This window comes from Roseibium algicola (assembly GCF_001999245.1).
Classification (GTDB): Bacteria; Pseudomonadota; Alphaproteobacteria; order Rhizobiales; family Stappiaceae; genus Roseibium; species Roseibium algicola.
Genome location: NZ_CP019631.1, coordinates 254,306 through 275,339, shown reverse-complemented (window position 1 = coordinate 275,339; position 21,034 = coordinate 254,306). Strand labels below are relative to the sequence as shown.

Here is a 21,034-nt window from a genome sequence, read left to right as displayed (position 1 = left end):
GCAGTTCATATGTCTACGTCGACAAGATCAGAATGACGAAGACAGTTGAGCACTCACACCGTGTGTGTTTGGCAGACGGATGAGGAGTTCAGAATGACAGTTGGAGCCGGTCTCCCGATCGTCCTGGCGGGACCGATCCTGCGCCATGTCACGGCGAACAACGTTAGCGTCTGGCTCGCCACATCCCGACATTGCGATGTTCGATTTGAGTTTTTCCCCGAAGCACAGCCGGACCTTAACCAGACATATGAAACCGGCGACCAGGACTGGCAGGTTCTGAAGGCGGGAGAGAGCCTCTATTATCATCTCGTCGATATCGAACTGGGCACTTCGCTCCCCATCGATGTCCTGATTTCCTATCGCCTGAGCGTCAAGCCGACTGGTGAAGCAGGGACAGCGTGGCAGGATCACACGGTGTGGGCGCCCGATCTCTGCTATCCGGGACGTGACCTGCCCTGTTTCAAGGTGCCGGACCGTATCACCTCCCTGTTTCACGGGTCCTGCCGCAAGCCGCATGCGCGAACCCCTGACGGCCTTGCCGGAGCCGACGTGGTCCTGAGGCAGGCCCTTGGCCCTGAGGGCGAAACGACAGCCGGCAGTCCCGCCTTGCCATCGCTGCTTGTGATGAGCGGTGACCAGGTTTATGCCGACGACGTTGCCGGACCGATGTTGCAGGCAATCAGCCTGCTTGTCGAAAAACTAGGCCTGCCGGACGAACCGCTGGACGGCGTTGAGCCTGGCCTGCCGGCGTCGGGCAACGAACTGCGGAATGTCGGTAACCTGCTCTATCACCGCGATACGCTTCTGCCCCGGGTCTACAAGAACAAGACCGTGTTCGACGTCCTGTTCGGAGGCACCGAAAAACCGGTTTTCACAACCCAGCACGCCCGCAACCACCTCGTCACACTCGGCGAAATGCTGGCCATGTATCTGCTGGTCTGGTCGCCGGCGTCCTGGCAAGGCATGCCGGAGCTGAAAGCGCCGGAAGGCCTGGAGGCCAAGGACGCGGAGATGTACGCCGAAGAGACGGTAACGCTAAAGGATTTCCGGACAGATCTGCCTGCCTGCAGACGGGTCATGGCGCATCTTCCGACGGCGATGATTTTTGATGATCACGACATCACCGACGACTGGAACCTGTCGCTTGCGTGGGAGCAGGCCGCTTACAGCCACCCCTTGTCGCGCCGGGTTATCGGCAATGCGTTGGTCGCCTATGCTCTGAACCAGGCCTGGGGGAACCGGGCACGCACGATCGGTCCGGACATTCTTCCGCCCGTGAAGGCCGCGCTTGCCGATCCCGGTTCCGAGGCGCATGAAACCGCGATCACCACGCTGCTTGAATACGAGGAGTGGGACTACCAGTGGCAGACATCCCCGCCGTTGATCGTTCTGGACACGCGCACGCGGCGTTGGCGGTCAGAACGCAATGCGCATAATCCGTCTGGCCTTCTGGACTGGGAAGCGGCCACCGACCTTCAGACCCACCTGAAAGGCAAGGACGCCGTTCTTCTTGTGTCCGCTGCCCCGATCTTCGGCGTCAAGCTGATCGAAACGGTGCAGAAGATGTTCACGCTGGCCGGCAAACCGCTGACTGTCGACGCGGAATACTGGATGGCGCATTCGGGAACCGCCAGTGCGATCCTGAATGTGTTCGGTCACCGCGGCACCCCCCAGCACTTCGTCATCCTCTCCGGCGATGTGCACTACTCGTTCGTCTATGACGTCGAACTGCGCCAGACCGCACCGAGCCTGTCCGGTGCAACCGACGACGGTCCGAAGATCTGGCAGATCTGCAGCAGCGGGATAAAGAACAAATGGCCGGACAAGCTGATCAAGATCCTGGATCGCGGCAACCGATGGGCTTTTTCACCCCGTTCGCCGCTGAACTGGTTCACCAAGCGCCGTGGTATGCGTGTCATTCCGCGCAAACCCGTTGGAACGCCACATGGCCGCCGGATCCTGAACGCGTCGGGGATCGGCCTCGTGGAGCTGGACGCGACAGGCGCGCCCGTCGACATTCACCAGGTTCTGCCGGACGGTTCGCTGGTGTCGTTTGAACGCCGTGAAGCCGAAGCCCGGGACGACTGACCGTTCCGGCGGACGGTGCTGCTTCAGCGCGTTACCGCCATCAAGGCACTTCCACCGATCATGAACCCGCCCCCGGCATAGCCCATGCGGCGCCGGGCGAGGCGTGTCTGAAAAAGTTTGCGCGCACGCGCGGCGATCAACGCATAGCCCGCCAGAAGCACCATGACGACAACGCTCGAGGTCAGCGTCAGCACAACGAGTTGAACCGTCATGTCCGCGGCCGGGTCGATGAACTGGGCGAGGAAGGCCATGTAAAAGACGATCGCCTTGGGATTGAAGATAGCCGTCAGGGTACCTGCCCAGAAGCTGCCCCACGCAGACCCTATGCGTACGTCCGGTTCAAGGGAAACGCTGTCGCGATGTGCCTCACTGATCTGGCTGTACCCCAGCCAGGCGAGATAGACGACGCCTGTCCATTTCACGATCTGGAACAGCACCGTGGACGCGGCCAGAATGGCGCCGACACCTGCGAAGGAAAGGCCTGTCAGAACGATACTTCCGACAACGTCGCCGAGAATGCACATCACAGCAGCGGTTTTGCCGCGCATCAAGGTTTGCCCGACAACCAGCATGACACTCGGTCCCGGAATGATGGTCAGAACGACACAAGCGAGTGTGTAGGCAAGCCAGGTTTCCAGAGACACGTTCAACTCTCCCTTGGGGTCAGGCAGCGGCGGGTTGCGGCAAGAGGCAGTGAGGTGAGGAGCGCGGCACACCCGATGAGGAGTATGCCGGCCAGATCTGCCCTGTCTGGCATATCCGCGAAGAAGACGACACCCCAAACCACCGCGAAACCGAGATAACCATTGTCGAAAAGCCCGATCAGAGGTGCCGGTGCCAACTGATAGGCAAATGCCACGGCCACCGTAATGAAGGCAAGCAGCAGACCCAGCAGGATCAGAAGACCCCAGGCAGCAGCTGAAAGAGCTGGCCAGGCGCTCAGCAGGAACCCTGCCCCGGCAGGGACGGAAAAGAGATGAAGCCAAAGCACATAGGCACCACCCGCCAGGGCAAGCACCAGGTTCAGGTTGAACGCCATTGCCAGCGGCCCCTTCTTCCGGCACCTGGCCGATGTGACGACCGCCGCAAGCGCATAAAAGAAGCCTGCCAGCAAGGGCAAGACCACTGCCGGAGACATGTCATCAATTCCCGGCCGCAGGAGCATGACAACTCCCGCCATCCCGAGGACAATTGAAACCGTGCCTTTCGCACCCACGGGCCTTCCCAGAAAGACAGATGTCAGAATGGCCATCCACAGGGGCGCGGTGTAATAGCAGGCTGCCGCAAGTGACAGCGGCATCAGCGGCAATGCGGCGTAGTAACAGCCCCACATCAGCGCAAGGCAAAGGCTGCGCGTCCAGACCCAGGCGTTTGCCGCAAGAAGCGGCTGCGATGGGCGCCCGGTGTACGCGAATGCCAGCCCAAGCAGAATGGCTGCGACGAGTGAGCGGACCAGAAGCAACTGCCCAAGCGCTATACCGCCGCTGTTCAATTTGACCAAGGCGTCGGACAAGGACAGCAACAGCACTGCTCCGGTAATCGAAATGATCCCGGCAAGGAGCGATCCAGCCTGTTGTTTCGGCAGAATTAAAGATATCATTTCAGCATGGAAACATGTCGCCTATCTTTGTAAAAATGAGAAATTTCGAGAAATACATGACTGAAACGCATGCATAAGGACGACCTCTCACTGGCCCGCCTGAAACCGTTCGAAGCCGCTGCGCGATATGAAAGTTTCACACGCGCGGCCGATGAACTCGGCCTGACCCAGACGGCCATCAGCCGGCAAATTGGTCAGCTTGAAGAGGAACTGGGTGTCCGCCTGTTCGAGCGGCGCAACCGCGCGGTGTTCCTGACCGAGGAAGGAAAACGCCTGGGCCAGGTTGTCGGAGAAGCACTCAGGGCAATCCGCACGGAAGTTGCCGCCATTCGCGGGACAGGCGATCCAGATACCATCGTCCTGCGATGCCAGCTATGCGAAGCCTTCTACTGGCTGATGCCGCGTCTCTCGGGTTTCCATGCGGCACATCCTGAAATCCAGCTTCAACTGGTCAGCGCGTTGGAACCCCTGACAGAGGCTCGCGAACCATTTGACGTCGCCCTTCAGACCACCGGGCGGGCGGCCGGAGCGGCACGGTTGGTGTTCACGGCGTCCGACGAGATCTTCCCGGTCTGCGCTCCGGCGCTCTTGAAAGACGTTTCGTTGCCGCTGACACCGCAAGAGGTCTCCACCTTGCCGCTCCTGTCGCACCGTGTGGTGCCACAGGACTGGTTCGACTGGCCGGACTGGTTCGAAGCTGTCGGCGTTCCGCGATCCGCCCACAAGAAGGTCATCTATTTCGACAGTTACCCGCTTGTTCTTCAGGCCGCCGTTGCCGGTCAGGGTGTTGCCCTCGGCTGGAAGCGCACGGTGGACGGCCTGGTCGACGAAGGCAAGTTGCGCTCCATCTGTGATGTTGCCCTGAAGAGACCAAGCGAAATCTCGGTTTACCGAGGCACCAAACAGTCGCGGCACAATGCCGTCGACCAGTTGATCGCCTGGCTCCGCGCAGAGCTGACGTAACTCGTTGATATCATTCGAAAAACCTAGTTTGGCCAGACCAATAACGCGTGATGTTCAGTTGTAGCGCTGTGCCATCGCTTCCAGCGGCAACGGGCGAATGCGGCTGGCGTGGCCGGCTGTTCCGAAAGCCTCGAAACGGTCGCGGCACACCTGCGCCATCAACTCCATGGCCGGCTTCAGGTATTTGCGTGGATCGAATTCGGACGGATCGTTCGTCAGGGCCCTGCGTACGGCTGCCGTCATTGCCAGGCGGTTGTCGGTGTCGATGTTCACCTTGCGCACACCGCTCTTGATGCCGCGCTGGATTTCCTCGACCGGAACGCCCCAGGTCGGGCGAATATCACCGCCGTAGGAATTGATGATTTCCTGGAGATCTTCCGGCACCGAAGACGATCCGTGCATGACGAGGTGCGTGTTCGGCAGACGGGCGTGAATGGCCTCGATCACGTTCATTGCCAGAACGCTGCCATCCGGCTTGCGCGTGAACTTGTAGGCGCCGTGGCTGGTGCCCATGGCAACGGCGAGCGCATCGACACCCGTGTCGGCAACGAAGCGTTCAGCCTCTGCCGGGTCGGTCAGGAGCTGGTCTTCGCTCAGCTTTTCGGTCGCGCCATGCCCGTCTTCCTGATCCCCCATTCCGGTTTCGAGCGAGCCGAGCACGCCAAGTTCGCCTTCCACCGAAACACCGGCCGCATGAGCCATGTCCACGACCTGCCGGGTGATGCCCGCGTTATAGGCATAGTTGGCAGGCGTCTTGCCATCCGCTTCCAGCGACCCGTCCATCATCACGGAGGTGAAGCCATGCTGGATAGCTGTCACGCAGGTTGCCAGGTTGTTGCCGTGGTCCAGATGCATGCAGACGGGAATATCGGGATAGGTTTCGGCGAACCCATCAATCAGGCGGGCCAGCACCCTGTCACCGGCGTAGGCCCGTGCGCCCCTGCTTGCCTGCAGGATGACCGGCGCATCGCAATCGGCCGCGGCGCGCATGACAGCCATGCCCTGTTCCATGTTGGAAATGTTGAACGCAGGCACAGCGTAGCCGTTGTCAGCTGCGTGATCCAGCAGCTGACGCAAAGTGATGCGGGCCATCAAAAGCTCCTTAGGTGTTGTCCGTGCAATAGGTAATGAACATGTCGACGTTTTCGGGTGACCCGAAAATCAACGGAATGTTCTGGTGCAGGCTCTCGGGCATCAGGTCGAGGATGGGCGTTTGCCCGTCCGTTGCCTTGCCGCCGCCCTGCTCGATCAGAAACGCGATCGGGACCGCTTCATAGACCAGACGCAGGCGCCCGTTCCCATAGCCGGGCCGCCGGTCGCCGGGATAAAAGAACAAACCACCCTGAAGCAGGATCCGGTGAAATTCGCCAACAGCCGAGGCCAGCCAGCGCATGTTGTAGTTTTCGCCAAGACGCCCCTCCTTGCCTTTCAGAACGTCGTCTGAAAAGCGCCGGACCGCGTCCGGCCAATGACGGGCGTTGGAGGCGTTGAAGGCCAGTGTTCTTGATTTTGCGGGCACCTGATGGTTCTCCCGCAACATGCGGAACACGCCCGTAACGCGGTCGAAGACTGCAAGGTGAAGGCCGCTGCCCAGGCTGAACCCCAGGTCTGTGGAATGGCCAAACGAAACATATCCCGCCGCAATGACGGATCTGCCCGTGCACAGAAAACCCTGGTCCGATGCCGGCAGGATCGAGAACAGGGTCCCCAGCGGAGCGCCTGTTCCGATACTGCCGGACCCGTCGATGGGGTCGATGGCAACGTCGAGCGTGCCTTCCGGATTGAGAACAATGATCTCTTCGGCTTCTTCCGAAAGCAGTTGGCGGACGCCTGCTGCCCGCAACACCTCGACCATGTGAAGATGGGCACCGACGTCGAGTGCCTTCTGCTTGTCGCCACTTTCATTGGTGCCGACGACCTCGCCGGGGTCCCCCGGCAACCGGCCTGCGGCAAGCCTGTCTGCCAGGACGCCGGTCGCATCCGCAATGGCCTGAAGAACGGCGGCGGTATCGCTCCCCCCATGCTGTCTTGCCAGATACGCCTGCAGCGTTTCGGCATTCACGTCCGTATCGTTCGGAAGTCTCAGCATGGTCTCATCATTCCTCAGGTCAGCAATTTCGATCAGACCGCATGATACTTCGAATCGACGGCATTGATCGCGTCAACATTGCTAGCAGAACGGCCGTTGACGTCGAATGTTTCCTTCAGGAAGGCGTCGGCGATGGATTTGGCGAGTTCAGGCCCTACGACACGCGCGCCCATGGTGATGATCTGGGCATTGTTGGAAAGGGCTGCCCGCTCGGCGGAGTAGGTGTCGTGGGTCAGTGCGGCGCGAATGCCCGGCACCTTGTTGGCGGCAATGCACACTCCGATACCGGTTCCGCACACCAGGATCGCCCGGTCGTAGGCACCGGAGATAACCTGGCTGGCAACACGCTCGGACAGATTGGCATAAAACGCATCCGGCCCTTCGGGCGTTCTGGAGATCTCCTCGACCTCGAAACGATCCTTCAGGTAGTCCGCCAGCAGTTTCGCAAGGCCCTCGCCTGCACTGTCGCCCGCAATTGCAAGTTTCATGTCAAACCTCTCCGAGTTTCGACGAGCACCTGGCGAGAATGTCGAGATAACCCTCGACTTCCCAGGCTGATCGCCCGATGAACAGCCCGTCCACATGAGGACAGGAAATGAGCTCTTCGCAGTTTCCGGGATTGACCGACCCGCCATAGAGGCAGGGGATACGCCGGTTGAGAACATCCTCGGCAACGGCAATGATCTCCGCCTGGCGAGCGTCGGCATAGTCCGACGTTGCCGGCACACCATTGACGCCGATTGCCCAGACCGGTTCATAGGCAAGCAGGATCTCGGCCTGTTTCTGCCCATCGGACAGATTGCCAAGAGCCGCGCGAACCTGCGCCTCAAGCACCGCCTGTGCCTGTCCGGCCTCTTTTTCCGCCAGCGTTTCACCGATGCAGATCAACGGAACGAGCCCGTGACGCACGGCCGCTTCGGTCTTCAGGCCGACGGTCTCATCGGTTTCACCGAAAAAACTGCGCCGTTCGGAATGCCCAAGTTCGACAATGTCGAGACCGCAATCGGTCAGCATGAGCGGCGAGACTTCTCCCGTCCACGCGCCTGCATCTTCCCAGTGCATGTTCTGCGCGCCGACCTTCACCGATGTGCCTGCGAGCATCGCCTTCACTTCGCGCACCGCGGTGAAGGGAGGGATGACAAACCGCTGGATCCGGGGATCCCGATCCGCGTCGGACGTGACAAGCCCGTCCGCAAACCGTCTGGCATCCGCCAGCAGCTTGTTCATTTTCCAGCTCGTACCGACCCATTTTCCGGTGAGGGCAGCCATTCGCTCAGTCCTTTGCGATCATCAGCTTGAGCCCCGCAGCCTCGATTTCCTTCGCCGCATCTCCGGCCGGCTGGTCATCCGTGATGATCCAGTCGAACCGATCCAGATCGGCGAGGGTATGAAGTGCGGTGCGTCCGAAACGCGTGTGATTGACGAGCAGGCAGCGCCGAGACGCAGCACCCATCATCTTTTGCTTGGAACGAACGACGTTGTCGTCCATGTGAAAGGCCTTCAGGTCCGCTACGGCCGGGGTCGACACGAAAGCGATATCCGCGCGCAACTGCGACAGCGCCGCTTCGGTAACGACGCCGAAAAAGCCGTTGAACTTGGCCGAATAGACGCCGCCGAGGCCTAAAAGGGTGATGCCGGGCTCATCCCGCAAACCATCGAGAATGGCGGCGTTATTGGTGATGACCGTCAGCGGCCGCTTTTCCGGCAGCATTGAACCGAGCACTGCGGCCATCGAACCGTCGTTGATCATCACGGTCATGCCGGGTTCGATCAGCTCGAGCGCCGCACGGGCCATCCGCTCCTTCGCGGCCGCGTCCTGGCGGGCCCGGATGCGGAAGTCGCTTTCGAACTGCGTTCCTGAATCCGCAGTGGCACCCCCGCGCACCTTGCGCAGCACGCCGGCCTGTTCGAGCTCGTCCAGATCCCGGTGAATTGTCATTTTCGAGACGGCAAATCGCTCCGCAAGGTCGTCGAGATCGACTTCCCTGTGCTCCACGAGCAGATCCATGATCGCCTGTCTTCGTTCTTCGCGTTTCACGCAAATCCTCCTCGTCCGGCGTTCACCGGATGCTTGATACCTAACATCACAAAATCACAAAATCAAAGTTATTTTGTGATTTTGTGATTTATTTTTGTGACATCCTCCGCTACGCCTATGCCGTAAGCGCAGAGGAGGACCTCATGACTACAGACACATTTCTATCGTCGAAAGCAGCCCTGGACCCGGAAAATTTCAAACTCGCCAACTGTATTCGGGCGTTGTCCATAGATGCCGTCGAGGCAGCCGCCTCCGGACATCCGGGCGCGCCCATGGGTCTCGCGGATGCAGCGACCGTGCTGTTTCGCAAACACCTGAAGTTTGACGCGCAAACACCGGACTGGCCGGACAGGGACCGTTTTGTGCTGTCAAACGGTCATGCCTCCATGCTCCTCTACAGCCTGCTGCACCTGTGCGGCTATGAAGACATGACGATCGAGGAGATTCGAAATTTCCGGCAGTGGGGCTCGATAACCGCAGGTCATCCCGAGCATGGTCACGCCAAAGGCGTCGAAACCACCACCGGCCCTCTTGGCCAGGGGATTGCGACCGCCGTCGGCATGGCCTTGGCCGAACGGCGTCTTGCAGATGAGTTCGGTGATGATCTCGTAAATCACAATACTTATGTGATCGTCGGTGACGGCTGCCTTCAGGAAGGCATTGGTCAGGAAGCGATCAGCCTTGCCGGTCATCTGGGCCTTGGCAAACTGATCGTACTCTACGACGACAATTCCATCACCATTGACGGCCCAACCAGCGTTTCCTTTTCCGAGGATGTTCCGGCCCGCTTCGCTGCCTGTGGCTGGCATGTTCAAACGTGCGACGGACATGACGGTTCTGCAGTCGACGCCGCACTGACCGCAGCCAAGGCAGCCACCGACAAACCCTCGATGATCGCCCTGAAAACGGTGATCGGCTTTGGCTCCCCCAACAAGGCAGGCACCGCCGGCGTACATGGCGCGGCGCTTGGCAAGGACGAAGCGGACGCGACCAAGAAGGCTCTCGGATGGACGGCCCCTGCTTTCACCATTCCGGATGAACTCGCTGAAAGCTGGAAGAAGATCGGGACAGTTGGCCAGGACAGCCGAAAGGCCTGGGAAGGCCGGCTGGCAGCTGCGCCTGAAGACAAGCGCCGCGAATTCGAAAGACGCGTGAGCGGCACGTTGCCGGCAGGCTATGAGGCAGCAGTCTCCAGTGCGCGCGACAGCCTCTTTTCAGAGCCCAGGTCCGCTGCCACCCGCAAGGCAAGCCAGATGGCCCTGGAAGCCCTTGCCCCGGCCCTGCCGGAAATGATCGGGGGATCAGCCGATCTGACCGGGTCGAACCTGACCCGCGTTCCTGCCGTCAACAGCCAGTTTTCGCGGGAAGCGTCCGGCCGTTATATCGGTTACGGAGTTCGTGAATTTGCCATGGCGGCAGCCATGAACGGCCTCGCGCTGCATGGCGGCTTTCTGCCCTACGGCGGCACTTTCCTTGTCTTTTCCGACTATGCAAGGAACGCCATTCGCCTCTCGGCCTTGATGGGGCTGCGCTCCATCTATGTCATGACACATGACTCCATCGGTCTTGGCGAAGACGGCCCGACCCATCAGCCGGTCGAACATCTCCTCTCGCTGAGGGCAATCCCCAACCTGACGGTGTTCCGACCGGCAGACACGGTTGAAACGCTGGAAGCCTGGGACTGTGCCATTCGCTCCATGAATGCACCGAGCCTTCTGGCCCTTTCCCGTCAGGCTGTCCCGCAACTGCGCCTGGAGCGGACAGAGGAAAACCTGACGGCACGCGGTGCCTATGTCATCCGCCAGTTCGGAGAGGGCCGCGACATCACGCTGATCGCGACCGGAACCGAAGTCGCACTGGCGGTCGAGGCAGCAGAGAGCCTGGCAGCCGATGGACTGGCCGTTGCGGTCGTATCGATGCCGTCGTGGGAACTGTTCGACGCACAGTCGGACGCCTACCGCGCCGACGTTCTCGGCACCGCCCCGCGCATTGCCATCGAGGCCGCGGGAAAACTTGGCTGGGCCCGTTATGTCGGCAGTGAAGACAATGTCATCGGCCTGAGTGGTTTCGGAGCTTCAGCCCCGGCCGAACGCCTCTACGAGGAATTCGGCATCACGACAGAAGAGATTGCCCGCAAGGCGAAGTCTCTGGCCGGCTGATCAAGCCGTCTGCGTTTCCTGACCGGTCACGCTCCGGTCAGGGCATGCGCGGTGGTCTCGTCGGTGATGAGGCCACGCAAGCGTCCGCTGCGCAAGATAGCGCGAATGGCCTCGATCTTTTCAGGGCCACCTGCAATCGCAATGATCTGACTGTCGGCCCGTTCGTCCAGCGTGGCCGCAAGCGTGCGGGCGGTCAGGGTCGTTTCCAGTGTCCGTCCACTGGCATCGAAGAAATGGCCGAGCATTTCACCGACGCCTCCACCGGCCTTGATTTCCTGGATCTCACTGAGTTCGATCATGCCGGACGAGACCAGCTGCGCCTGCGGCTCTACGGTGCCAATCCCGACGAGCTTGATATCGGCTGCGTTCGCCATGTCGAACACGTCCTGAACCCCGCGCTGCGCGAGCAGCACCTCCCGGTCTTCCGACGAATTGGCAAAGAAGGGCACCGGCATGACAAAGGCGCTCGCCGCCGTCTTTTCGGCAAGGCGATGCATGACGTCGTACGGATTGGCGGAAAAGTTGCGGGTCAATCCGCCGAGCAGGGAAACGAACTGGACACCGCCTGCATCCATGCGGCTCATCAGACGAACAGCGTTGGAAAGCGTCCTGCCATGGCCAAGGCCAATGACCTTATGCTCCTTACGCTCGATTTCCCGGCGGATGAAATCCGCACCGGCCTGGCCCAGAGCTCGCAGCGGCATGCCGGGCTCACCCAGATCCGGTGCGACATCGCAGAATTCGAGGCCAAAACGGTCGCAGAGGCTGTCTTCCAACTCGACGCATTCGATGATCGCACCATCAATGGAGACCTTCACCACCCCTTCGGCAGCCGCCTTTGCGATCAGCCGGTGCGCCTTGACCGAGGCAACCCCGAGCCGCTTTGCCACGGCCGCCTGTGTCAGTCCACCGGCGTAATGCAGCCAGGCAGCCCGCGTCGCGAGCGATTCCTCCGGGTCGATATCCCTCACCTTGCGTACCTTCCCAATAATTCGCAATGCCGCTTGCCGCCGCCAGCCGAACCGCGACGGTCACCTGATTTCAATAGCTTAGATATCGGGGCCTTGCTACCGCAAGCCCGTTGGCAAATAGCCGAAGACGCGATCAGCTAGATGTTGAGATCCTGCTGGCCCGTATCGATATGAGGTGCCCAGAAGGCAACACTCTCGGCGATCTGCGGAATGACCTGGCGGTCATTTGGCTCGCGCTCCTTGAAGCTGAGTTCCAGGCAGATCTCATTGTCCTCGGCGCCGCCTTTCGCCAAAGCTTCCAGAAGCGGCTCGGGATGGATCTGGCCGCGGGCGTTGAATTCCGCCGTAAAGGGCCGATGGCCGCTCTTGTCCAGAAGGCTCTGCTTGATGTGAATGATCGGCGACACCCGTGGAACGGCTTCGGCCCAGGCAAATGGGTTGAAATCGTCCGGATTTGAGCTGGTCACGTCACCGTGGTCGATATCGGCCATCATCCACATCGGAATGGCCATCGGCGTGGCTGAAATTCGTTCCTGAAGGGCAAGGCAGGTCGCTATTGTCTCACCGAATTCCCGGCCAATGCTCATCGGCTCCCAGAAAACATATTCCAGGCCCGCCCCCTTCGCGTGTTCGGCAACCTCCGCCCAGCAATCGATGGCGATCCTGATCAGGTCGTCCCGCCGGACCGGATCGTCGTAATCCTTGTAGGTGAAAATCGCGAACTGGGTGCCGACGGAAACGCCTCCGAGATCGCCGATGATGTCGGCGAAGGTCTTGAACCAGTCTACATAATAACGCCGCACATCGGCATCTGGATGACCGAAATGATTGAGACGGCCGTAGGGGCCCGTCATACCGCTGGTCACCCGCACACCTGTCCTGGCAAGTGACGCCGACATCTCGCGCGTCAACCGCCGGATAAGGGGCGCCGGCCAGCTGGGGTTGATGAACTCGTGCGTCAACTGCAGGTCGCGGATCTTCAGGTCGCGTGCAACCGTCTCGATCAGATCCGCGGGATCCGCGTAGCGATTGACCAGCGGGTTTGTGTTGAGCGAAAGCGTCAGGGGCATGAAGTGTCCAGTCGTCGGGGAAATGGCAGGCGTCCGAGCCGGATATCAGGCGGCGCGTGCGGCGTATTCGGCGTTGAACCAGCTCGAGAAGGCCGCTTTTTCATCCGCGCTCAGGTGCAAGCCGTGTTTGGTCCGCCGGGTCAGGATGTCATCGGCGGTCTGCGCCCATTCCTCGTTGACAAGATGGCGCACCTCGGCCTCATAGAGTTGCGCGCCGAAGTGTCTGCCAAGCCCGTCCAGTGCGGTGGCCGAGCCGACTATCCGGCTGGTTCTTGCCCCGTAGCAGCGCCCGTAGTGTTTCAAAAGGGCGCGCGGCATCCACGGATAGGCCTCCCGCATCGTTTCCGAAAAGCTTTCGAAATCCGCATTCGGAATTTCGCCGCCAGGCAACGTGGCGGTTTCCGTCCAGTCCCCGCCCATCTGCGGGAAGATCCGGTCAAGCTTATGCATCGCCCGCTCGGCCAGCTCGCGGAAAGTCGTGATCTTGCCGCCGAAGACATTCAGAAGCGGGACATTGTCCGTCATGTCGAGATCGAACACATAGTCGCGCGTTACCGCGGACGGATTGCCCTTGCCGTCGTCGAACAATGGACGCACACCCGAGAAGGAGGTCAGGACATCCGACCGGCGCAGCTTTGCCTTGAAGTACCTGTTCACGGCCTTGATCAGATATTCGATCTCGAATTCTTCGGCCTGCACGTCCTCGGCCCGGCCTTCATAAGCGATATCCGTGGTTCCGATCAGGGCCTTGTCGCCCTCATAGGGGTTTATGAAGATCACCCGTTTGTCGTCGTTCTGAACCAGATAGGCCTGTTGCCCCTGCCAGAACTTCGGCACAACGATATGGCTTCCCTTGACCAGACGCACGTTCCGGCTGGAGTTCGATCCGGCTACGTTCAAGATGACATCGGATACCCAGGGACCTGCCGCGTTGACGATGCATCTGGCCCGAACTGTTGACGTTTCGCCGGTTTCGCTGTTGCGCAATGTTGCCAGCCAGGCTCCGTTGTCGCGGCGCGCGCTGGCAACAGCCGTACGCGTGAGAACCCGGGCCCCTTTCTCGAAGGCGTCCAATGCGTTGATGACAACAAGGCGGGCATCGTCGACCCAGCAGTCGGAATATTCGAAACCGCGTTTGTAACGGTCCAGGATTGGCGCACCTTCCGGATCCCTGTGCAGATCGAGCGTCCGGGTGCCCGGCAGCTTCTTGCGGCCTCCCAGGTGATCGTAGAGAAACAAGCCGAGACGCACGAGCCAGGCCGGGCGGTCCGCCGGGCTGTGCGGCAGCACGAAGCGCATGGGCCAGATGATATGGCTGGCGGAATTCATGAGCACTTCCCGCTCGATCAGAGCTTCGCGCACCAGCCGGAATTCATAATATTCCAGATAGCGCAGACCACCGTGAACCAGCTTGCCCGACCGGGATGACGTTCCTTGCGCAAGGTCGTCCTTTTCGCAGAGCCAGACGGACAGTCCCCGGCCGGCAGCGTCGCGCGCAATGCCGGCGCCATTGATACCGCCACCAATCACCAAAAGATCGATCGTCTGCGTTTCGCTCGTCATTTCATGCTCCTGTGGTGACACTGCTGGCAGGTTCCGTCTCGTCGCGGCTTTCGGTGCGCAGTTTCGCGAGCAGGTCCCATGTGCCTGCAAGATCCCTGCGAAGACCTGCAAAGACCGGGAAAATAGTCTCGTAGGACCGGACCAGGCCGGGATCGGGTGCTTCCGCCTGTGCAAGCAAGGGCGTGACCCACTCGCTGATGCAGCTGCGCATGTCCGGATAAACGCCGGTGGCAACCGCCGCCATCATTGCGGCACCCGCCGCTCCGGCCTCGTCCCGGGCCGAGACGCGAACCGGTGCGTTCACCGCGGCTGCCAGTATCTGGCGCAGTGCCGGGGAGCGTGCCGCGCCTCCGGTCAACCGAAGTTCGGAAGGAAGTGCTCCCATTGCGGCGTAGCAATCACGGGCGGCCATACCGAGACCTTCCGCCACCGCACGCACCAGATCCGCGTAGCCATTTGCGGCGGAAAGCCCGGTAAATCCGGCGCGGGCGTTGGCATTGACGAAGGGACCACGTTCGCCGGCTTCAGAGATGTAGGGGTGATAGAGGATGGCGCCCGGCTTGCCGGCGGCAAGCCAGCCCTCGATGTGGGACACCAGATCGCGGTGAGAGACATCCTGTCCCATGCCGCGCATCACGTCCGCGGCAATGTTGAGAACCCAGTCGAGATTGAGCGTGGCCGCCATGTTGGTCTGCACCTGGGTGACGATGCCCGGCACCGGCAACGCAATCACATAACCTGTGCCTTCAGCATTGAGGTGCACTTCTTCGGCTGGCTTGGCATGCATGTGCACACCGGTGGAGCCAATCGTCGAACAGGCGGCATCCGCTTCGCCCGTGTAGACACCGGCGCCAAGTGCCGTCATCACCATGTCGACGTAGCCGAGCGAAACCGGTGTCCCTGTCCGAAGGCCTGTCGCCTGCGCGGCCGCATCGCTCAAGCCGTGGGTTGTTTCCGTTCCCTCAACGATCTCCGGCAGCAGATGCCGCCGGTGCCTGAGGCCGAGCGCTTCGATAGCCACATCATTATATTGCCGGGTCCGGAAGTTGCCGAAGGTGAAACTTGCCTCGGACGGGTCCGTTGCCCGGACGCCCGTGAGGTTCAGGTAGAGCCAGTCCTTGCAATGAAGCGCGACTTCCGCGCGGTCCAGGCTTGCGGGATCAAACCGGTCCATATGTGCAAGCTGGGCGCCTTGCTGACAGGTATTCAGCCCTGTTCCCGTTGCCTCGAACCGGGCCCGGTTCAGCGCATTTCCTTCCAGCCGGCTGACAGTAGGTGCGGCACGGGCATCAAGCCAAAGCCAGGCGTCACCGACCGGAACATTGTCCCGCCCCACCAGCCAGGTTCCGTCTCCCTGCGCGGTCACGCCGATCGCGACAGTGCGCCCGCTCAGGCCATCGACCAGATTACCAAGCTGTTTCAGGGCTGTGACACAGTCCTGCCAGGTTCGGCTCATGCACTGGGTCGCGGCACCTCCGGCGCCGGTGTCATAGGCATTCGTGACCGAAGCCACCGCAATCTGGGTGCCTGAAAGGTCGAACGCCACCGCTTTCACCACGGACGTGCCGGAGTCGATTCCGATAAGAATGTCGCCCTTATGCATGATGGCGTCCACCGCCCAAGCCATGCTGAAGAGCCGCTATTTCGGCTTGCATTTCATTCCTCCCAGAAAGCTTCAACTGACCGGACTCTCGCAGATCCTGACTGTTTGCACAGCCCTGCATGCGCCGTTCGGGACGAAGCTTCTGCAGTCTATATATAACACTATTATCTCATATGCATGTATTTTTTTACTGACAAAGTAATTTATTTCATCTAGGGTGATTGTCATTGGGAGGCATGCAGCAGGCATTTCTCCCGGTGCGAGGGTGGGAGCAACGTTCGCAGGAACGGGACCCTCAAACGAAAAAGCCGCGCAAGCGCGGACTGGGAGGAGAACAATGGTTTTCACGTTAGAAATGACGGTCACCCGGAAGCGCATCGCGGATCAATGCCGCACGCGGCACCGGGCATTTGCGCATCCAGTTGCGCATAGCCGCTAAGAACGTGCTGAACGGGCGCGATTAACGGGCGCCCGACACATCCAGCTCCTGACACGAGAAGAACATGCCGGCCGCAAGCCTTGTCGCGGCCGAACGAGAATTGCATGCCGGAGGAAGATATGGCCAAGGTCGAAACAGCAGTCGGCGGCGCATCATTCGTGAAGCCCAGCTATGGAAAGTGGATCGCGGTCGCGATCGCCGCTGTAGTGGTCGGCGCCATAGTCCTGGACACCAAGGTCGTGCGTGTCGGCTCCGAGAGCGACATTCGGCAACAGGCTTTTTCACCTGACGTCTACGGCGTGGACACTTTCCCGCGTATTCGCGACTTCGTTGCGCAGAAGGCTGTCGAAGCTAGCGAGATCGGAGCCCTGGCGCTTTCCGACAAAGCAAAGCTGGCCGAAACCTACGGCACGGCTTCGTCTACCGGCTCGATCATTCCGGTGAAGTTCGAAGGTGTCGTCGGCGAAGGAAAGTCGGGACTTTACAACGTCACGATCGACGGCGTGCCGTCGGAAATCCGGGTTCGCGTCCAGACGGGTCCTGCCATCAACGGCACGGATCTTCGCGATGTCCCGGGGGATATCGCCTTCGGCGATTTCAAGAACCAGATCGAGTATCAGAACGCCGCTTCCGCCATCAACCGGGCAATGAAGCAGGTGGTGCTTGAAGGCCTCGACACGAGCGCCCTCACCGGCAAGACCATTCAGGTCACCGGCGCGTTTCGCCTGATCAATCCCAAGAACTGGCTGGTAACACCGACGGAGGTCACCGTTCGATGAACGCGATCCATCCCGTTGCCGCAGTTGAAGACGAAGTCGTGCTCGCCGCGCGTAATGTCGCCAAGTCCTACGGTGCGATCCAGGCTCTGAAGGGCGTCAACTTCGACATTCACCGTGGCCAGGTCACCACCCTTTTCGGTGAAAACGGCGCCGGCAAGTCGACCTTGATGCGCATCCTGTCCGGCATCACGACGCCGACGACGGGTGAAATCATCCTGGATGGCGCACCGATCACCTTTGCCTCGGCTACCGAAGCCCGGGACAGAGGCATCTCCATCATCCACCAGGAGCTGAGCCTGGCGCCGAACCTTTCCGTGCGGGACAACATCTTCATGGGCCGTGAAATTCGCGGACCGATGGGGGTCGACTTCGCGGAGGAAGAACGCCAGACGCGAGCGCTGATGGTGGAGCTGGAAGAGGAGATCGACCCGCTGACGCCGGTTGAAGATCTGCGCCTCGGCCAGCAGCAAATCGTCGAAATTGCCCGTGCGCTTTCATATGACAGCCGCATCCTGATCATGGATGAGCCAACCTCTGCCCTGTCCGCCTCGGAAGTGGAAGTGCTGTTCAAGGTCATTCGCGATCTGACGAGCCGCGGCGTTTCCATCGTCTATATTTCCCATCACCTGGAAGAAGCGCTCCAGATCACCGATCACGCGGTTGTCCTGCGGGATGGCGTGATGACCGCCTATGCGCCACGCAGCGACATCGACCTGGAATGGATCGTCCGCAACATGGTGGGCGAGAACTATGATCTCGGCTCACCACCGACCGGTTACGAATTTGGCGAAACCGCCCTTTCCATTCGCAATCTGACCGTCGCCGACCCGTCAGGCGCGGATTACAACGTGGTCGACGACCTGTCGCTTGACGTGAAAGCCGGCGAGATCGTCTGCATCTACGGATTGATGGGCGCCGGACGCACCGAACTTCTGGAAACCGTCGCCGGGCGGTTGAAGCAGGAGACGGGAGACATCCTCCTGAACGGCGGCAATGTCTCGCCACTCTCGATCGGCCAGAGAATTGCCAACGGTCTCGCGCTTGTTCCCGAGGATCGGCAGAAGGACGGCCTCGTCCAGACAATGACGGTCGGCCAGAACCTGTCGCTTGCCTCCATCATGGATTTCACGCGCGGCATCTTCACGTCCAGAAAGCTGGAATCCGATCTCATCGAAACCAGCATCCGCAAGGTCACCGTCAAGACCTCCGGACCGGACGCGGCGATCGGCTCGCTGTCTGGCGGCAACCAGCAGAAGGTCGTGATCGGCAAGATCCTGGCCACCGAGCCGAAGGTGATCATGCTCGACGAGCCAAGCCGCGGCATCGATATCGGCGCCAAGGCGGAAGTGTTCCGGCTCTTGGCCGAACGTGCCCGCGAAGGTCTGGCCGTCATCTACTCGACCTCGGAAGTCGGCGAATGCCTGTCCATCGCCCACCGCATCATCGTCATGCACCGGGGCCGGATCTCGGCGGAATTCGATTCAACCATCAGCAAGGAAAAGATCATGGCCGCCTCCGGCGAAGCCGTGGTCGCCTGACGGAGATCAGATCATGAGCGTTACGAGCGCCAACACGCAACCGGTCGCCAAGAACCGCCAGTCCCGCGAGCATAATATAGGACGGCTCCTTCTCGAAGGCCGCGCTTTCTTCGCCCTTATCGCGATCATTGCAGTTTTCTCGTTCCTGTCGCCGCATTATTTCACGGTCGGGAACTTCCTGATCATGTCCTCGCATGTGGCGATCTACGGCATTCTGGCCATCGGCATGCTGCTGGTGATCCTGAACGGCGGCATCGACCTTTCGGTCGGCTCCATTCTGGCCCTGTCCGGTGTCATTGCCGGCTTCCAGATGCAGGGCATCGTTCTGAATGCCTTCGGCGTCATCGTCTATCCGCCGGTCTGGGCGGTGGTCGTCATTACTTGTGTCGTCGGGGCGCTGGTTGGCGCGGTCAACGGGATCCTGATCGCCTGGTTCCGCGTTCCGGCTTTCGTGGCAACGCTCGGCGTCATGTATGTCGCCCGCGGCATCGCCCTGTTGATGACCAACGGCCTCACCTACAACAACCTGTCAGGCGATCCTTCGCTTGGAAACACCGGTTTCGACTGGCTTGGTTTCAACCGTCTGTTCGGCGTGCCGATCAGTGTTCTGGTGCTGGCGGCACTTGCGATCGTTGCCGGCCTGATGCTCAGCCGTTCCGCCTTCGGTCGCTGGCTCTACGCTTCCGGCGGCAATGCCCACGCGGCCGATCTTTCCGGCGTTCCTGTCAAGAAGGTGCAAGTTGCGGTCTATACGCTCTCCGGCATTCTTGCGGCCATCGCAGGTCTAGTTCTCTCGTCCCAGCTGACATCCGCTGGCCCGACCGCGGGAACGACCTACGAGCTGACCGCAATTGCTGCTGTGGTGATCGGCGGTGCAGCCCTGACCGGTGGCCGAGGCACCGTCCGAGGCACCATGCTGGGTGCCTTCGTCATCGGCTTCCTGTCCGACGGCCTCGTGATCATCGGCGTCTCGTCCTACTGGCAGACCGTCTTCACCGGTGCCGTGATCGTGCTCGCCGTCCTGATGAACTCCATCCAATACGGCAGCGCGCGGAAGAAATAGCCACTGCTTCGAACAGATTTCGCCGCTCCCGGAGGACTTAGGGAGCGGGAATACCCGCCAATTGGCGACCCCCATTCACGCTAAGGGAGGAATACTCGATGTTGAAATTTACCAGACGGACCCTGCTTGCCGCTGCCGCCGTCCTGCCGATGATTGCAAGCCCGGCTCTTGCCGACGGCCTGATCTCGATCATCGTCAACGATCCGGCCAACCCCTACTGGTACACCGAAGGCCATGTGGCAAAGGCGACTGCGGAAGAGCTCGGTTACGAGGCCCAGGTCAGCGCCCATAAGGGTGACACCAACACCGAAAGCACCCTGATCGACACCGCGATCACCAACCAGTCCAAGGCAATCATTCTCGACCCGGCCAATGCAGACGGTTCTGTCGGCGCGGTGAAGAAGGCCGTGGCCGCCGGCATTCCGGTGTTCCTCATCAACGCTGAAATCAACCAGGAAGGCCTTGCCCAGGCACAGCTCGTTTCCAACAACGCCCAAGGCGCTGCAATCGGTGCGCAGCAGTGGGTGGAAGCCGTTGGTGAAGAGGGCAAATACGTCGAGCTTTTCGGTGCGCCCTCCGACAACAACGCAGCAACCCGTTCCAACGGTTTCGAAACCGTGCTGACCCAGTACCCGGATCTGGAAAAGGCAGCACAGGAAGTCGCCAACTGGGACCGTACCCAAGGCTATCAGAAGATGCAGTCCATGCTTCAGGCCAATCCGGACATCATCGGCGTCATTTCCGGCAACGATGAAATGGCTCTCGGCGCCATCGCCGCCTTGAAGGAAGCCGGCAAGCTTGACCAGGTGAAGGTCGGCGGCTTTGACGGTTCGCCGGACGCTGTTGCTGCCATCCGTGCTGGCGAACTTCAGTACACAGTACTGCAGCCGGTTGCTGTCTTCTCCGCTGAAGCAATCCGCCAGGCCGACAAGTACATCAAGACCGGCTCCACCGGCGCGGAAAGCGAAAAGCAGCTCTTCGATTGCGTGCTGATCACGGCCGACAACGTCGACAAGGTCACGGCAGCCTTCACCCTGACCCAATAATACCTCCCCACCTGACGGAGGCATC

Annotated in this window: 18 protein-coding genes; 7 read left to right on the top strand and 11 right to left on the bottom strand. The window is 60.6% G+C overall.

Features of this window, described 5'->3' with window-relative positions:
* Positions 1-93 precede the first annotated feature (93 nt).
* The gene (locus B0E33_RS29550) at positions 94-2,088 is read left to right on the top strand and encodes an alkaline phosphatase D family protein (protein WP_077294297.1); all 1,995 of its coding nucleotides are present in this window, start codon (positions 94-96) and stop codon (positions 2,086-2,088) included.
* A gap of 23 nt (positions 2,089-2,111) precedes the next feature.
* Here B0E33_RS29550 and B0E33_RS29545 read toward each other — a convergent pair whose 3' ends face one another.
* Positions 2,112-2,732, bottom strand: coding sequence for a LysE family translocator (locus B0E33_RS29545; protein WP_228148153.1), 621 nt, complete (start codon positions 2,730-2,732; stop codon positions 2,112-2,114).
* Positions 2,733-2,734: 2 nt separating this feature from the next.
* Positions 2,735-3,616 carry a DMT family transporter gene (locus B0E33_RS29540; RefSeq protein ID WP_265733582.1) on the bottom strand — a complete coding sequence of 294 codons (882 nt, stop codon included), beginning with the start codon at positions 3,614-3,616 and terminating at the stop codon, positions 2,735-2,737.
* Positions 3,617-3,757: 141 nt separating this feature from the next.
* Here B0E33_RS29540 and B0E33_RS29535 point away from each other — a divergent pair, with 141 nt between their 5' ends.
* Positions 3,758-4,651: a LysR substrate-binding domain-containing protein gene (locus B0E33_RS29535; RefSeq protein WP_023001422.1), complete on the top strand. Its 894-nt coding sequence runs from the start codon at positions 3,758-3,760 to the stop codon at positions 4,649-4,651.
* A 54-nt stretch (positions 4,652-4,705) separates the two neighbouring features.
* On the opposite strand, the gene fba is transcribed toward B0E33_RS29535, so the two are convergent.
* Genes fba through B0E33_RS29510 form a run of 5 tightly spaced genes read right to left on the bottom strand, consistent with a single transcriptional unit; the run spans position 4,706 to position 8,778 of the window.
* The gene (gene fba / locus B0E33_RS29530) at positions 4,706-5,743 is read right to left on the bottom strand and encodes a class II fructose-bisphosphate aldolase (protein ID WP_077294288.1); all 1,038 of its coding nucleotides are present in this window, start codon (positions 5,741-5,743) and stop codon (positions 4,706-4,708) included.
* Positions 5,744-5,753: 10 nt separating this feature from the next.
* Complete coding sequence (locus tag B0E33_RS29525; RefSeq protein ID WP_077294285.1) at positions 5,754-6,740, bottom strand: class 1 fructose-bisphosphatase; 987 nt, start codon at positions 6,738-6,740, stop codon at positions 5,754-5,756.
* Positions 6,741-6,772: 32 nt separating this feature from the next.
* A complete protein-coding gene (gene derI, locus B0E33_RS29520) occupies positions 6,773-7,228 on the bottom strand; it encodes a D-erythrulose-4-phosphate isomerase (RefSeq protein ID WP_077294282.1) in 456 nt (151 codons plus the stop codon).
* A 1-nt stretch (position 7,229) separates the two neighbouring features.
* Positions 7,230-8,009 (bottom strand): triose-phosphate isomerase, encoded by a 780-nt coding sequence (locus B0E33_RS29515; RefSeq protein ID WP_075281771.1) that lies wholly within the window; start codon positions 8,007-8,009, stop codon positions 7,230-7,232.
* 4 nt (positions 8,010-8,013) lie between these two features.
* Positions 8,014-8,778: a DeoR/GlpR family DNA-binding transcription regulator gene (locus B0E33_RS29510; RefSeq protein WP_031269510.1), complete on the bottom strand. Its 765-nt coding sequence runs from the start codon at positions 8,776-8,778 to the stop codon at positions 8,014-8,016.
* 143 nt (positions 8,779-8,921) lie between these two features.
* Between B0E33_RS29510 and tkt the strand changes: the two genes are divergently transcribed.
* The gene (gene tkt, locus B0E33_RS29505) at positions 8,922-10,937 is read left to right on the top strand and encodes a transketolase (RefSeq protein ID WP_077294279.1); all 2,016 of its coding nucleotides are present in this window, start codon (positions 8,922-8,924) and stop codon (positions 10,935-10,937) included.
* A 26-nt stretch (positions 10,938-10,963) separates the two neighbouring features.
* Here tkt and B0E33_RS29500 read toward each other — a convergent pair whose 3' ends face one another.
* From B0E33_RS29500 to B0E33_RS29485, 4 genes are all read right to left on the bottom strand, one after another.
* On the bottom strand, positions 10,964-11,908 hold the full coding sequence (locus tag B0E33_RS29500) for a sugar-binding transcriptional regulator (RefSeq protein ID WP_206910401.1): 945 nt from the start codon (positions 11,906-11,908) through the stop codon (positions 10,964-10,966).
* 137 nt (positions 11,909-12,045) lie between these two features.
* Positions 12,046-12,978 carry a sugar phosphate isomerase/epimerase family protein gene (locus B0E33_RS29495; protein WP_055660940.1) on the bottom strand — a complete coding sequence of 311 codons (933 nt, stop codon included), beginning with the start codon at positions 12,976-12,978 and terminating at the stop codon, positions 12,046-12,048.
* A 45-nt stretch (positions 12,979-13,023) separates the two neighbouring features.
* Positions 13,024-14,541 carry a glycerol-3-phosphate dehydrogenase gene (locus B0E33_RS29490; protein WP_077294276.1) on the bottom strand — a complete coding sequence of 506 codons (1,518 nt, stop codon included), beginning with the start codon at positions 14,539-14,541 and terminating at the stop codon, positions 13,024-13,026.
* A 1-nt stretch (position 14,542) separates the two neighbouring features.
* Positions 14,543-16,147, bottom strand: a complete 1,605-nt coding sequence (locus B0E33_RS29485; protein WP_369126934.1) for an FGGY-family carbohydrate kinase — start codon at positions 16,145-16,147, stop codon at positions 14,543-14,545.
* A 540-nt stretch (positions 16,148-16,687) separates the two neighbouring features.
* Here B0E33_RS29485 and B0E33_RS29480 point away from each other — a divergent pair.
* The 4 genes from B0E33_RS29480 (at position 16,688) to B0E33_RS29465 (ending at position 21,009) form a co-directional block, all read left to right on the top strand.
* Positions 16,688-17,362, top strand: coding sequence for a DUF2291 family protein (locus B0E33_RS29480; protein WP_228148152.1), 675 nt, complete (start codon positions 16,688-16,690; stop codon positions 17,360-17,362).
* Complete coding sequence (locus B0E33_RS29475) at positions 17,359-18,900, top strand: sugar ABC transporter ATP-binding protein (RefSeq protein WP_077294273.1); 1,542 nt, start codon at positions 17,359-17,361, stop codon at positions 18,898-18,900. The genes B0E33_RS29480 and B0E33_RS29475 overlap by 4 nt, the downstream gene beginning before the upstream one ends.
* A gap of 13 nt (positions 18,901-18,913) precedes the next feature.
* Complete coding sequence (locus B0E33_RS29470; RefSeq protein ID WP_077294270.1) at positions 18,914-19,963, top strand: ABC transporter permease; 1,050 nt, start codon at positions 18,914-18,916, stop codon at positions 19,961-19,963.
* Between the two features lie 98 nt (positions 19,964-20,061).
* On the top strand, positions 20,062-21,009 hold the full coding sequence (locus B0E33_RS29465) for a D-ribose ABC transporter substrate-binding protein (RefSeq protein ID WP_023001437.1): 948 nt from the start codon (positions 20,062-20,064) through the stop codon (positions 21,007-21,009).
* Positions 21,010-21,034: the final 25 nt, after the last annotated feature.